Source organism: Chryseobacterium gambrini (genome assembly GCF_027920505.1).
Lineage (GTDB): Bacteria > Bacteroidota > Bacteroidia > Flavobacteriales > Weeksellaceae > Chryseobacterium > Chryseobacterium gambrini.
Genome location: NZ_CP115857.1, coordinates 2406803 through 2421215, shown reverse-complemented (window position 1 = coordinate 2421215; position 14413 = coordinate 2406803). Strand labels below are relative to the sequence as shown.

The following is a 14413-nucleotide window of genomic DNA, read 5'->3' as shown; positions in this document are numbered from 1 at the left end:
TTAAATAAAATATTCTTATCTTTATGTATAATCACTAAATATCAGAATATGAAAAATGTAATCTGCCTTTCTCTGGCAATGGCTTCGTTCGCGCTTACTTCCTGTACCAAAGAAAAATCGATAGATGATGATCTGAAAGAAGTTGCCGCAAACATCAACAAAACGACACCACAGAATCTTGCCGACGGAGTGCGTCTCGACAGCGTTTCCGTACAGCCGGGGAAAATTTTTAAATATAATTATACCCTAACCGACGATGTAAAAGAAAGTGTAAGTCCTGAAGAAATTCAAGTTTTTAAAAACAATGCAAAAGAAGGAGCTTTAAGAGTTATTAAAACTTCGCCGGAGATTAAAGAATTCAGGGATAATGATGTTACCATGGTATATAGTTACTATGATAAAAACGGAAAACCGACCGCCGATTTTAAAATTACCCCCGAAGAATACAAAACAAAGTAAACCAATCAATCACTCACAAAATATTTATCTGTGAGTGATTTTTATTTCAGCCGATCCGGATTTTGTTTTAAAAAGCTTTCCCAGCCGGTATAAGATTTTGTATCTGCAATCGTTCCAGAATTGAAATGATGACATACCGCAACTGCCAATCCATCGGAGGCATCGAGATATTTTGTGGGAAATTCTTTCAGATTTAAAAGACTTTGGAGCATTCCTGCAACCTGTTCTTTACTGGCATTTCCGTTTCCGGTGATCGCCATTTTTATTTTTTTCGGAGAATATTCTGTAATCGGGATATTTCTGTGAAGACTTGCCGCCATCGCAACCCCTTGTGCGCGACCTAATTTCAGCATACTCTGAACGTTTTTTCCGTAGAAAGGAGCTTCGAGAGCAACCTCATCAGGATGAAATTCGTCAATCAGCGCCAAAGTTTTATCAAAAATATATTTAAGCTTGGTTTCGTGGTTCGGATACTTTTTCAGCAATAATTCGTGGATGGAAATCATTTCCATTTTTCCTTTTTTTATGGAAATAATTCCAAAACCCATCACGGTTGTTCCCGGGTCGATTCCTAAAATAATCTTCTCTGCAATCATTGCTTCAAAGATATGAACTTTCAGCCTTTTAAGAATGTATTTTTTTGAATCATATTTTACAGCAGTCCCAGTTTCTTTTCTGCAATAGGAATCCAGTTTTCATCATGTCGAAGCAAAGTGATTTTATCAACTAAGAATTTAGTTTTATATTCTTTTTCTTGATATTTCTCCCATGCTTTCAGATAGTTTTCCCACGTCAGATTTCGAAAACCCACCGTTACATGAGGATGGAAAGAATAATTCATAAAGTTGAATATTTCCTTCACCCGAAGATAAAGTTCATTGAGTTGTTCGTTGTTTTCAGGTTTCACAAAGACTACGGGATTTTTAGGATGGGCAAAACTTCCGAAACCATTCAGTTCAATTTCAAAAGGAGAAACAGCGGTATCAATCTTCTGGAAAGCTTCCAGAATGTCATTTTCTAAAGTAACCTCTCTGGAAAACGGCGGAAACAAAGTAATGTGCGCTTCATTTTTCAGAGCTTTGGAATTGTCAAAATTTAATACAAAGTCCTGTTTGAATATTTTTATTTCTTCAATAATTTTTTGTGGCGGATAAATGGCGATGAAATACATCTTTTTCATTGATTGAAATTAAGAATTTTAAAATTAATTATGATGCATAAGAAAATTATGTATAGATTTGCTAGGTATAAAAGATGAGATATTGAAAAAGAACAGTCTGTATAAAGGAACCCTCCAAAACATCATCCTGAAGCTTCTTGCCAAGGAAGTAAAGATGTATGGATACCAGATCACGCAGCGCGCCAAAGAACTTACGCAGGGCGAACTGGAAATGACGGAAGGTGCGCTGTATCCGCTTTTGCATAAGCTGGAAGCGGAAGGAATGATTTTGTCTGAAATCCAGAAGATCAACGGAAGAGACCGGAAATATTATCTTCTGACCGAAAAAGGGAAAAAGCAGCAGGCAGAACAGGAAGCAGAAATGAAAAATTATTTATTTAACCTCAATACGATTTTTAATATATGATAACCAAAGAACAGGAACATCAAATAGAATTATATCTGAATTCAAAAAAACTGACTGCTCAGATTTTAGCTGAAGTGAAAGATCATTTTATTTCCCAGATCAGTCATCTGATGCTGTCTGAAAATTTAAGTTTTCCCGAGGCTTTTCTGAAAACTAAAATCAGTTGGAAGAATGAGCTGGAAATGGTAAACGCAGATTTTCTTTCGTTCAAAAAAGTAGCAAGAATCGAAAGAGTTATTTTACAGCAGAGGTTTAGAAAGATTGGTATTTTTTCTTTCATTCTTGCAACAGCAGCAACATTCATAATGTTTTTAAATACGGATGTTTTTTTTACAGTTCAGATTGTATTGTTGGGAAGCTTAGCAATTCTTTTAGCATACAGTTTCATTGCTAAAAAGATGAAATTTTCCAATTATATCGCCATGAGCTTTCATCCTTTACTGCTTAGAAATCTTCTTTTCGGATTGCTGATCTTTGCTTTTGGATCTTTTATAACAGCAGAAAACTGGAAAATCATGGATATGAATGTTTCAAAATTTCTGTCGGTATATTCTTTGGCGGTTCAGCTTCAGTTATTGTATTTCAATTCAAAGAAAATTAATGTTTTAGTTTAAAATTTAAAATGATGTTTTCAAAAGAACACGAACAGGAAATTACGGATTATCTTATTTTTCACAGGCTTCCTCTGGACATTTTAGTTGAGGTGAAAGATCATATGATCTCTCAGATTGCCGATATTCAGATGGAGGAAAATGTGGGTTTCGATGAAGCTTTCCTTAAAACGAAAAAGTTATGGGGAAGTGAATTTAAAATGACGCGTTACTCTATTTTTTACAAAGAACAGATTCCTGTTATTGTAAAGAGAATTGCGAAGGTAAAGTATCGCAGCATTTTTAAAAAATCGTTGATTTTCGGGCTGGCTTCTTTTACACTAAATCTCCTTTTGATCTATTTTTCAACCGATCAGGAAACTTACAGTGATCTTTTCAGGCTGTATAATTCACTTTTTGTAATGGTTCCTTTTTTATTATGGCTTTTTAATAAAAATTTGAGAAAATATGTAAAAAAAGATTTTAAATATCAGGGAAAATCTTTCTTTACGATCTATCAGCAGAATCTGGGGCTTTTTGTTTTGACGCTTAATATCTCTTTTCAGCTTATTCTACGGGAGGATAAATATGTTTTCCGGTTTTTCAGAACAGATGATCCTGTATCGGTATTTTCGTTGCTGATTGCCCTAATTATACCTTATATACTGCATACCACTGTGATCTTCGTGCTGATTAATTTTTTTGAACATAAAAAGACAATGACGAAGATGAATAATTTTTTAACGATTTAATCAGTTGAAGATTTAAAATAAAATAAGATGTTTTCAAAAGAACAGGAACAGGAAATTACAGATTATCTTATGCTTCATAAGCTTCCTCTGGATATTTTGCTGGAGGTAAAAGATCACATGATTTCTCAGGTTGCAGATATTCAGACGGAAGAAAATTTAAATTTTCAGAATGCTTTTCATAAAACCCAGAAATTGTGGGAAAGTGAGTTTAAACGTACAACGTATTCCGCATTTTTTTCAGAAGAGATTCCTGTAATTGTGAAGAAAATCGTAAAAGAAAGGTATTTCAGTATTTTCAAAAAATCGTTGTTGTTGGGGTTGGTTTCAGCTGCGGTGAATTTTGCATCTGTTTTTCTGATGAAGGATGCCGAAACCTATTCTTTATTTTTCCAAATACAGAACGGGCTGTTTATTCTGTTTCCTGTCGCGATCTGGGCTCTGCATTACAAAATGCTTAAATACATTAAGTCTGATTACAAATACAAAGGTAAATTATATTATACCATGTATCAGCAGAATGCGGCAGTCACTATTTCCATGATCGGAATTATGGGACAGATCGTTTCTAAAGAAGGAAATTATCCGTATCTGTATTTCAGAGAACATAACCACGATGAAATTGTTTATGTTCTGATCACCTTAATCCTTCCTTTTATTGTTCAGGTGATGATTATTTTCGTGATGATTAATTTTTTTGAACATAAAAAATCATTAGAAAAAATGAAAGAGTTCCTGAATCTTTCTGCTGAATAATTTACATCTTCATTGCATTTCCTTTTGTAGAATTCATCTCCGAAATAGTACTTTCCAAAGCATCTGTAATTTTTTTGATCTCAACGTGAGGTTTAAAAGTAAATCCTTTTCCCTGTTCCTCATCGGCGATATTAGAAAGAATAATAACCGAAGTTTTTGTTTCCGGATAAAAGATATTTAATGAAGGTGAGCCTTTAACGTAACCGCTGTGGAAAAAAGCCCACGGTTTTCCGATGTTGCTCATAATTCCGTAGCCGTAACCCATTTTCCCGAAAATCGCATGATGTCTTTCGGCGCTTTTAGATTCAAACTTTTTCAGTGTTTCAGGACGGAGGATTTTTCCGCTGTATAAAGCAGTATTCCAGACATGAAGATCGTTAATGGTGGATAAAATTCCGCCTGCAGGAACTCCGATATCTTTACTGGCGAGTCTTTTCGGCATATTCTGGATCTTTTCGAATTTTTTTCTGTTGCCTAAATAAGCTCCGGCAAAGTTTTCTCCCTCAAAAGAAGTTGCAGTTGAAGAATGATTCATTCCGGCTGTTTTAAATAAATCCAAAACATTTTCGTCATACGATTTACCCGAAACTTTTTCCACAATTTTTCCCAATGTATTAAAACCGTCGTTGGAATAAAAGAAATCTGTTCCGCTTTTAAACTGGAGCTTTCCGCCTAAAGTATTCAGTCCCGAAGTATGATTCAGAAGCTGATGAATGGTAACGTTTTCGTAATTTTTATTTTGAAACTCCTTTAAATACGTTGAAACTTTATCGTCTACATTCAGTTTTCCCTGTTCCATCTGAAGCAGAATTAAAACAGCGGTAAATTGTTTGCTTACAGAACCGATGGCAAAAACAGTACTGTCATTCATTTTTAACTGATCTTTAAAATCTGCAAAGCCCTGATTTTTTCTGTACAGCTCAACCGAATCTTTGAAAACCGCCACACTTCCGTTAAACTGATATTTTTTGAAAACAGAATCGATCTGGTTTTTCAGAAGACTTTTTTCAAAAGCAATGATCGTACTGTCTGCAATTGCCTGTTTGTCCACTTTTTTTTCGGACGGAATAAATGGAATCTCTTTTTGACAGGAAATTAAACTGACAGAAATAGAAGCACAAAGAGCAGAGAAAAGTAATTTTTTAATCATTTATTGTTTTTCTTTCAGGAAGCAATTTTTATGCCCCTGTTACGAAAAAGCCTCCTAATTTTCATTAAGAGGCTGGTTGTAAATTATTAAAATGGTAATTAGAATGATACTGTATTTACGGTATTGGTTGCTAAAGTGGTAAAGGTACTTTTAAGCGTTCCTCCGGAAGTAGAATAAGTTCCTCCTGTATACAATCCCCATCCTGAAGTTCCTCCTACATAGCTTCCGCCGGTATAACTTCCGCCAAAATAAACTTTATAAGTAGTACTGTTTGCGAGATTCGGACTGGAAAAATGGAAATAATACACTCCGTTTTTAGGCTTGAAGGTTACCATTTCCGTTCCCGAAGCATTTTCAATGTGCAGCATAGAAGTGGCTGCAAGCTGTGCGCTGGATTTCAGAAACATACTTATCTGTGTGGAAGCAGCTCCCATTGCTTTAGTCATACTTGCATTTGATCCCGCAGAAATCAGAAAACCTCCGTTCATTAAAAAAGTTCCGTTGTAATCAATTCCTTCTTCCGGCTGACTTGTCGGTCCGTTTACAATAGTTGTTCCGCCTGTAATGGTGATATTTCCGTTACTGTCGATCGCGTCGCTTCCTGCTACGATATTAATTCCTCCGGTAATGTACAGATGGCTGTTGTCATTAGATTCCGTTCCTCCGGCAACCGTTCCGTAGGTTGCGTTAATTCCGTCATTGGAAGCCGCAATATTGTTTACTCCGCCTGCTAAAGTAATGATCGGCGCTTCTACACCTTCACCGACTCCCGAAGTGGAAGAAATTGCAGAAACCGTATTTGTTCCTCCATTTATGGTAACCGATGCATCCGAATGAATCCCGTCATCTGTAGAATTAAAGGTGTTGTTTCCATTGTTGATTGTAACGGCTCCGGTTGCGACCAAAGTTTTCGGGTGACTGTAATCTGTTCCGGATACTAAAAATCTGGCTCCTGTCGTTTTAATCAGTAAAACAGGATTCCCCGTTGAACTTCCTATCGTTATCGTTCCATCTGCTTTTAAGCCTTTTCCTCCTGTTCCCGAACTTGTTGTCGTCACCGAACCGGCATTAATCAGAAGATTTCCGTCTGCGGTAATGGCGGAAGAAGAATAGGAATCCAAAACGCCCGTTGTATTGGTGTAAGTAGCTCCGTTTCCTGCCGTTGTAATCGTTAAATTTCCATTATTGACTGTGATATTCTGAGCGGCTGAAATTCCTTTTCCTCCGTTTGCCGTAGAAGCTAAAGAAAGATTGAAGGTTCCTCCGTTTACAATAACGCTTGCATCAGTTTTTATGGCTGTGGAATACGAAGGATCGTAGCCGCTTCCTGAAGCGGTAAGAACGGCTGCTCCCGAAAGTGAAGCAGTAATATTTCCACCGTCGAAAGTAATATTTCCTTTTGCACTGATGGCTTTCGATTGTGCGCCTGTTAAAGTTAAATTAAATGTGCCTCCCGAAATTCCGATGGTTGAAGTCCCTGTTTTAATCGCTTTTACATCGGCTGAAGCCAAAGTTGCGGTTACATTTCCTCCCGAAATAGAGATCGCTGTATCTCCTGCATCAATTGCGTCTCCGGTTGCTGTGATGTTTACCGTTCCGCTGCTCATGACATAACCTTCCGAATGAAAACCGTCTGATGCGGCGGAAGTTACTGTAATATTTCCGTTCTGAACTTCAATTCCTGCCGAAGTGGAAACGCCGTGTTTTTTAATTCCTTTAATGCTTAAAGTTCCTGTTCCTGTAAAAATTATTTTTCCGTCGGTTTGTAATGTCCCGTTTTTTGTGCTTGAAGAACCGTCTGTTAACGAATTTGTTGTCCCTGCCTGAATTGCAAATGTATGAGTTTGTCCGCCCGTAATATTAATGGCAGATCCGGAAGCGTTGGTAAGATTTAAATTATTCATTACAAAACTTGCGGGAAGAGAAGAGCTCATCGTGAGACTTCCTGTTGTGCTTGTTCCCAGTAAATTATATTCTAAATTACTGATGGTTGCTGTTGAAACAACATTCACCGTTCCGCCTGTTGCCGTAATATTAACCCCCTGATTAGAATAAGGATTGATAATGGTTGCGTTTTCCGAACCTTTGTAAATGATATAAATTTTGGTTAAGCTAACCGCAGTAGGGGAGAAGGTTAAACTGTCAACGATGCTTTTCGGTAAGTCTAAACTTGTTGCAGCTCCGCTAATGTGAAATTTTGTATAATTTGAGTCAAATTTAATGCTGTCGACAACCGGAGTAGGGGAAGCGTACATATTGTTTCCCGAATTATGCGCCACAATATTGCTTTGGGCTTTTAATCCAAAAGACAAAATAAACGCAATTACTATATATAAATACTTTCTCATTTTTTGATCAGTTTTAAAGTTGTGTTGTTAACCTGCACCAGATAAAAGCCTTCTCTGAAGCTGCTGATATTGATGTCTTCATTGGGTTGATAAGTTCCCGACAGAACAAGCCTTCCTTCAGCAGAATAGATTTTCACTTTTAAAGATTCTTTTTTGTCTGATGTTATTCTGATGAATTCTGCGGAAGGATTCGGGTATAACCTGATCTGGTCTTTATTTATCCCGATTTCCTGAGTGGCTAAAATAGCTGACGAAAAAGTAATTTTCCGGATAATACCGGTCGGGATAGAAATATCGGAAGCGGAACTCGCGGTTTTTACCAACAAATTGCTGCCTGAAAAGTAAAGTTTTCCGCTGTTTTCAATCGTGTAGTTCTGTGTGGAACCCGTGTAATAGGTAACTTTTATTGTTGTCTGTGCAAAGGAAACTGTAGCAAACACAAATAAAAGCAAACACATCATTTTACTGAAAGGTTTTGCTATTTTCATTGTCAAATTAATTTAAATTCCAAAATTAATTTTTAGTTAACATTGAAAAAATAATTTGAGGTAAACAGTAAAAATGTGTCGGTGAATGAGAAATATTTAATTAAAATAAATTTTTATTGAAGGATTCTTATTTTAAAAAAACAATAAAAATGTCTTTTACAAGATCACTTTCGGTGAAAAATTTAGTATAAGGTTTCGGGATGTAATGAATATCGTATTTGCTGCTGTACAAAGAATAACTTTTGTTGTACAGTTTGTAATCCAGTCTCTTACCGTGTAGAAAAACAATTGAATTTTCTTCTGCATACGGCGGACCGAAACTGACTTCTCCCAACTCTTTATAAGTTCCATTATCTGGAAGTTTGATCACTGTATTCTGTCTGAGTTCATTTCTGCTGAATACTTTCAGCTTTTGATCGAAGCTATAAGAAAAAGGGCTGAATTCTAACAGATAATTCTCTTCCTGAATTAATTCCTGAGGAATTTTCAGTGAATAAAAACCATCTTCGTCCGTTTCTGTAGAATATATCTTGTTGATGGTAATTAAACTGACATACGCTTTAACCGGTTTTCCTTCTTCGTTGGTTATAACTCTTCCGAAGGCGGTTAATTTTTCACTTCCGTCCGTGTTTTTTCTTTGAGTTTTCTCTGTGGATGAATTTTTTCCGGAAAGGACAACCTGAGTTTTTGAAACATCTTTGGTCTGCGCAGGAAGCGTATTCGCCAAACTCGCTGTTAATGCAATTCCTGCAGCAACTTTTGTAAAAGTATTTTTTCTGTGGGAAATATTTTCAGGAATTGAAATGATCTCTTCCCATTTTTGTTCAGGCTTTTTGTTCACAAGTATTCCGCAGAATTTTTCCCCATGATTTCGTTCTGCAATATCTGAAATTTCCGAGTGGCTAAGCTTGGTAAGATCATACACTTTTTTGGAACAGAGACCGCAAAATTTTCCTTCCGGAATATCGCGCATGTTTTCCAGAGATTCTTCACAAGGCTTTTCAATTCTAAGATAAGGTCTCATTGGTTTAGTTTAAACGAGAACGGAGAAAGAGCGGAATTATTTTACAATCAGATCGCAGAACCAGAAAACATATTCGTCATCTTCGCTGTTTTCATCAGATTTCGGTTTCGGATATGTTTTTTTTACAATTTCTCCGATTTCAAACTCAACGGGATTTTTAAAAAGAGGTCCGTTAAAAGTAAAAGTATGAAATTCGCCATTTTCTCCGCATAGATCTACATTTTCAGGTAAATCTTTAATGAAGTCTTCATCAATAATTCTTCCGGCAAAACTTTTATCGAGATAGGTTTCGTTCACGCAGGTAACAATGGTTTTAAAGCCAAGATCTAAAAATTTACGGATGAGGTCGGTTGTATTGATTTTCCATAACGGAAAGACTCCTTCCATTCCAATGGAGCGTAACTGGTCTTCGCGGTATTTCTTTAAATCTTCCAAAAAAATATCCCCGAAAATAGAATGGGTAATGCCCCGAGATTTCAGATCATTCATCATTTTGCTCATCAGCTCACGGTATTCTTCCATTGTAGGTTCTTTCGGAAGTTCCATTTTAATGAGAGGAAAGCCTAAGCTTTCTGCCTGTTTTTCCAACAGCGAAACATGAACGCCATGCATGGAGATTCTCTGAAATTCTTTATTAATGCTTGTAAGCAGAGACGTGACTTCAAATTTTTCTTCCTTTAAAATTTTATATAAAGCTAAAGCGGAATCTTTTCCGCTGCTCCAGTTGAAAATGGCTTTCGGTTTCATTGTTTAGGTAATGTTTTTCAAAAATAATCAGATTGATTCAAAAGTCAGTTGACAATTGTACATATTTATTGAAATTATGGTTGTTTGCATTGTATTAGATTATTTTAATTAAATGTTAATAAAAGTTCATATATAATTTTATTTTAGTCAGTTATAAGGATTTATGGTGGGTAATAATGTTATATATTTGCACCTGCTAATTTTTGTGACCGTGAAAAAGATTTTTTTTATTCTTTCTATTTTATTTTTGAGCGAGATGAATGCTCAGAATGTGGGGATTAATTCCGTTACCCCGCAAATGACTCTGGATGTAAACGGAGTGGCTTCTACCGTAGCTAAAGCCGACGGAATGAGAGCTCCCAGAATAACATTGGCCCAACTGAACGCAAAAACAGGGTATAATTCCAATCATGTAGGAGCTTTGCTTTATATTACCAGTGTTGCAGGTGGTTCTACCGTAGCTGCTACAGCACAGATTACGACGGTTGGATATTATTATTTTGACGGTACTGCATGGCAGTCGGTAGTTGCCAAAACAGGGACCGCGGTTTTTATTGCTTCTTTAGGAAACGGAGACGGTTCTGCTACGGCGGCTACAATTAATTCCGGAGCATTTACAACAGTTCCGCTTTCAACCGTCAGTAAAAATGTAGGCGGAGGAATCTGGACTCCCGCAACCAACACGTATACCGTGCCTAATTCAGGAACGTATCTCATCAAATCGAGTATAAGACTGATAGACGGAAGCGCAAGTAGGAATGTATTTCAGGCAGTAAATACATCTAACTCGGATATTCCTGAAGGAATCTGGGACACGAATCCCGGAAACCGATGGACAATGCTTTATACAAGAATTGCTTATTTTAATAAAAACGATCAGCTAAGACTTTATATATATTCTGACGGAGCAGCAGCTAATATTTCGGATGCTTCGCTGAATATTGTTTTGCTAAGCCAAAATTAAGATGGTTTTAAATAAACTAAACCCCTTAGAGAATTTCTCTGAGGGGTTTAATTTTTATATTTTTTCGGGTTTGAGCCATTTGATCTGGCAATCCTTAAAGTATTCGTTAATTGCAGGAAGTGCTGCCGATGCTTTTGGATGAACGTCGTGAAATAAGATAATTCCCTTTCTCCACAAAAGCATTAAAGTAATAACCCTTGAAGAGACTTCCTGAGAAGAAATTTTTTCACTCCAGTCCTGCGAATCGATATTCCACAAAAGAACAGGCTGCTTGTTTTTTAATAGATATTGTATCATCTCCTTGCTTCTTTGTCCATAAGGCGGACGAAAATAAAACGTCTTATGATTAAAATCAAAAACATCTTTAATCATACCGTTGCTTTCGTCAATCTGTAATTTCCAGTCGGGAAGATACTGATGCGATTTATGAACCATACTGTGAGAGCCGATCCAGTTTTCTCCATACATTGATGAAACACTGCTTTTGCCGTTTGCAGCAATTCTCTGTTGTAATTTATCTCCCGATAAAAAGAAAATGCCTGTTAGGTTTTGTTCTTTTAAGATGTTAATCAATTGATCTGTATGACCATTTTTCGGAGTCGGGCCATCATCAAACGTGAGAAGATAATTTTTGTCGTTTAATTCAAAACCATTTTTCTCAGTGGGATCTAATGTATTGATTTCACTAGTTCTTTTATTGGATTTTGCAGCCAGACGAAGACATTCTAAAATGTATGTTTTATAAAAATTTTTAGAATTCCGATACCAGTTTTTTAGATTTTCAGGTAATTCGTCTGAAAGCTTTTTTGTTGCTAAAACCAATTCAGGATAAGTAGGATTTACTTTCACGGAAATTACTTCGGAAAGAGCATTTGTTTCAAGATTTTTAAAATTAGCAACCAGCCGATCCTCAGTCTGCTTTTTCCATATTTTTATCCCTTCAGAAGTTCCGTCTTTCACCCCCAAAGTTTTAAATAACTCTGTCTCACCGACAGAATTAATTTCATTGAATGTCTGTAGAAATACCAACATTTCCATTTTAGAGGCAATATCAAAATCTTTACTGCTTTTCATGGGTAATTTCCAAAGATCACGATTGGCTGTCGCAATGCTGGATGGACCTTGTGAGAAGATAAAATCTGAAATCAGTATGAACAATAAAAGTAATTTTTTCATTATCTCATTTTTGATTTTACTCTCAGAATAGCTTTATCGTAGACCGGATTTTCCTTATTTTCTTTCGCTAAGCCATAATAATAAAGGGCTTCAGAAAATTGTCCGCTGTTTTCGTAAATTTTCGCAATATTATAATAAGAATTTGCTTTAATCGTATTGTCGGTTGCAAATTTAATGGCTTCACGATTTGCCCAGATCGCTTCTGCGTTTCTTCCGATTTTGCTGAATGCAAGTCCGAGATTACTGTAGATCTGCCCGTCAAAAGGATTATATTCCAACGCTTGTTGATAATAATTAACCGCCTGTTCTATTCTGCCGGAATGATAAAAATTTTCGCCCTGTTTATTGATGTCGAGCGCTGTCTGTCTGTAGTTTTCGGTGATAGAATTACTTGGTGTTGAAGAAGACCGGTAGTTGCTTAATAAGCTTCTCACGCCTTCCCATGAAGCAGAATTTTCAAAATTATTGATATCAATAATGTTTCCGGATTCATCAATCATAAAAACAACCCAAACTGTCCCTTTTTTATATTTTGGCACATCATAACTTTTAATGAGGGTATTTCCTATATAAACATAAACTTTTGCATTGCTTATATTGGAAAGGTTATCATTATCCACTCTGTTTTTATCGGAGTAATCATGAACCGCATAAATATATTTCTGGTTTTGAGCTCTTTTTTCAATCGTAATAGTTTCAGGACCAAAACTGTCTGTATCGTCTACATCAAGATTGGCGTTGGTTCCTTCTTTGTGATAATAGCAAATATGATTGTTCGGATAGGAAAGATGCGAATCCAGATCAGAAGGAGATTTTCCCCAGCTTAAAACAATTCTCATTCCGTCCAGATCTTCCATAACAGGGCTTAAAGCATACGTCAAACCGCCAAAAGGACCTTTTGTAACCAGTGTGGAATAGCCTTCTTTTTTGATGATTAAAGTGATCTCATTGTTGGCATCAACAAACTGTGGAGGAATAACGGCTTTTCCTGAAGCATCCGTATTGACCGTTTCTGAAGTTTCTCCGTTTTTCTGGAAGATAATTTGTGCATTGGGAATAACTTTGTCTTTAACGACTGCACTTAAAACCAATAATTCATTGTTCTTTTGAGCAAAAATAAAGGATTGCCAAAAAACGAACAGCAAAAGAATTTTTTTCATGGAATGTTTTTATTTAATTGGCATCAAATATAAAAAATCCTCCAAGATTTTGAAGGATAATATTTCATATAGATTTAAGATTAGAATTTTACCTGAATTTATTTACTGTTAATATTTTTTCGACTGAATTTCTTTAACGGGAATAAATGCTCCGTTAATATAATCTATTTTCTGTTCAAAAGGATAAGCCGGATTTGATGTCATTAAGACTCCCACAACGCCGAAAAACATTCCGATGCTCAAATTTCCGATATTGGGACTTCCGGATCTTAATTTTCCGACGAAATAATAATCGTTGTCTCTTTTTTCTGCCTTCGTGAAAAGATTTTCGATAGGAAGATAAACATACAATTCTCCTTTGTAAACAAGGGCATACACATCATCTTTCTTTATTTCTTTTTCTTTTCCGTCTGCTGTTTCAAATATTCTGTGAATTTTGGGTTGGTTTCCGTAAAATTTAACGCTGCTGATTTCCTGTTGAGGCTGCTGGTTTTTCAGAGAAGTATAATCTTTGTACAGTCCGTCTTTCAATTCAGAAGAATTAAAGAGACTGATTGATTGTTTATAGGCATCATCAAAATTTTTAAGCTGTTCCCATGTGTAATGCTCTGTTGTATTAGGTTTTCTGGATGCATTTTTAGCAATAAATTCTCCCAGCATTTCACTGCCTTTTCTTAAAATTTCTTTCGTTACATCGGCTGATTTATGCTCTGTTACGGTATCTGTTTTTTCGAGCAAAGAGTAGGTTCCGTCATCATTTTTAGCAAAAAGAAAGCCCTGGAAATAACAATACCCAAATTCTGTAAATGCTTTTGAGACTTCAGCAAAATACAATTGTTTAAGATATAAAACCAGACTTCCGTTTTCTGCATTTTCTCCGTTTATGCTGTTTAGAACATTTTGAAACTGATCAGAAAGGGGAGATGTAGGAACCACTCTGGCTTTTGCATTCAATGCGCCCTGCTGCACAATTCCAACGGCTGTTGTATCAATTCTGGCATCAATAATTGTAATGGTTTTATAATAGCTTTTCTCTGCTTTTTGAAAAGGCGGGGTAATCGTAAAATCTTCCGTTCGCTTCTGTGCGAATAAAATGGCAGATAAACATAGGAATACAAATAGTACATTTTTTCTTAAAAATATTTTCATGATGGTTGTTATTTTATTTTACTAACGGTTTAAATGGATGATTAGTCTATAGAAGTACAAAAACCTC

Annotated in this window: 16 protein-coding genes; 6 read left to right on the top strand and 10 right to left on the bottom strand. The window is 36.1% G+C overall.

Annotated elements, in window-relative coordinates:
• Positions 1–48: 48 nt before the first annotated feature.
• Complete coding sequence (locus PFY09_RS10890) at positions 49–459, top strand: hypothetical protein (RefSeq protein ID WP_116099400.1); 411 nt, start codon at positions 49–51, stop codon at positions 457–459.
• Positions 460–500: 41 nt separating this feature from the next.
• On the opposite strand, the gene ruvC is transcribed toward PFY09_RS10890, so the two are convergent.
• Positions 501–1055: a crossover junction endodeoxyribonuclease RuvC gene (gene ruvC, locus PFY09_RS10885; RefSeq protein ID WP_076396396.1), complete on the bottom strand. Its 555-nt coding sequence runs from the start codon at positions 1053–1055 to the stop codon at positions 501–503.
• 56 nt (positions 1056–1111) lie between these two features.
• A complete protein-coding gene (locus tag PFY09_RS10880) occupies positions 1112–1639 on the bottom strand; it encodes a 2'-5' RNA ligase family protein (RefSeq protein WP_271159715.1) in 528 nt (175 codons plus the stop codon).
• 82 nt (positions 1640–1721) lie between these two features.
• Here PFY09_RS10880 and PFY09_RS10875 point away from each other — a divergent pair, with 82 nt between their 5' ends.
• Genes PFY09_RS10875 through PFY09_RS10860 form a run of 4 tightly spaced genes read left to right on the top strand, consistent with a single transcriptional unit; the run spans position 1722 to position 4140 of the window.
• Positions 1722–2045 (top strand): PadR family transcriptional regulator, encoded by a 324-nt coding sequence (locus PFY09_RS10875; protein WP_076396392.1) that lies wholly within the window; start codon positions 1722–1724, stop codon positions 2043–2045.
• Complete coding sequence (locus PFY09_RS10870) at positions 2042–2659, top strand: hypothetical protein (protein ID WP_271159714.1); 618 nt, start codon at positions 2042–2044, stop codon at positions 2657–2659. Before PFY09_RS10875 ends, PFY09_RS10870 begins: the two co-directional genes overlap by 4 nt.
• 11 nt (positions 2660–2670) lie before the next feature.
• Positions 2671–3387: a hypothetical protein gene (locus PFY09_RS10865; protein WP_271159713.1), complete on the top strand. Its 717-nt coding sequence runs from the start codon at positions 2671–2673 to the stop codon at positions 3385–3387.
• 27 nt (positions 3388–3414) lie between these two features.
• Complete coding sequence (locus PFY09_RS10860) at positions 3415–4140, top strand: hypothetical protein (RefSeq protein WP_271159712.1); 726 nt, start codon at positions 3415–3417, stop codon at positions 4138–4140.
• 1 nt (position 4141) lies between these two features.
• Here the strand turns inward: PFY09_RS10860 and PFY09_RS10855 are convergent, their stop codons facing one another.
• From PFY09_RS10855 to PFY09_RS10835, 5 genes are all read right to left on the bottom strand, one after another.
• Positions 4142–5290: a serine hydrolase domain-containing protein gene (locus PFY09_RS10855; RefSeq protein WP_271159711.1), complete on the bottom strand. Its 1149-nt coding sequence runs from the start codon at positions 5288–5290 to the stop codon at positions 4142–4144.
• A 98-nt stretch (positions 5291–5388) separates the two neighbouring features.
• Positions 5389–7638 (bottom strand): carbohydrate-binding domain-containing protein, encoded by a 2250-nt coding sequence (locus tag PFY09_RS10850; protein WP_271159710.1) that lies wholly within the window; start codon positions 7636–7638, stop codon positions 5389–5391.
• Complete coding sequence (locus tag PFY09_RS10845; protein ID WP_271159709.1) at positions 7635–8126, bottom strand: T9SS type A sorting domain-containing protein; 492 nt, start codon at positions 8124–8126, stop codon at positions 7635–7637. The genes PFY09_RS10850 and PFY09_RS10845 overlap by 4 nt, the downstream gene beginning before the upstream one ends.
• A gap of 127 nt (positions 8127–8253) precedes the next feature.
• Positions 8254–9150, bottom strand: a complete 897-nt coding sequence (locus PFY09_RS10840; RefSeq protein WP_271159708.1) for a peptidase associated/transthyretin-like domain-containing protein — start codon at positions 9148–9150, stop codon at positions 8254–8256.
• A 36-nt stretch (positions 9151–9186) separates the two neighbouring features.
• Positions 9187–9897: a Dph6-related ATP pyrophosphatase gene (locus PFY09_RS10835; RefSeq protein WP_271159707.1), complete on the bottom strand. Its 711-nt coding sequence runs from the start codon at positions 9895–9897 to the stop codon at positions 9187–9189.
• Between the two features lie 211 nt (positions 9898–10108).
• On the opposite strand from PFY09_RS10835, the gene PFY09_RS10830 reads away from it, so the two are divergent.
• Positions 10109–10861, top strand: coding sequence for a hypothetical protein (locus PFY09_RS10830; RefSeq protein WP_116548209.1), 753 nt, complete (start codon positions 10109–10111; stop codon positions 10859–10861).
• 54 nt (positions 10862–10915) lie between these two features.
• On the opposite strand, the gene PFY09_RS10825 is transcribed toward PFY09_RS10830, so the two are convergent.
• The 3 genes from PFY09_RS10825 to PFY09_RS10815 all read right to left on the bottom strand — a co-directional run bounded on the left by PFY09_RS10825 (position 10916) and on the right by PFY09_RS10815 (position 14346).
• Complete coding sequence (locus tag PFY09_RS10825) at positions 10916–12037, bottom strand: polysaccharide deacetylase family protein (protein WP_271159706.1); 1122 nt, start codon at positions 12035–12037, stop codon at positions 10916–10918.
• Complete coding sequence (locus PFY09_RS10820) at positions 12037–13197, bottom strand: tetratricopeptide repeat protein (RefSeq protein WP_271159705.1); 1161 nt, start codon at positions 13195–13197, stop codon at positions 12037–12039. The genes PFY09_RS10825 and PFY09_RS10820 overlap by 1 nt, the downstream gene beginning before the upstream one ends.
• Before the next feature lie 108 nt (positions 13198–13305).
• Entirely contained in the window at positions 13306–14346 is a 1041-nt protein-coding gene (locus tag PFY09_RS10815; RefSeq protein ID WP_271159704.1) for a hypothetical protein, read from the bottom strand.
• Between the last annotated feature and the right edge of the window lie 67 nt (positions 14347–14413).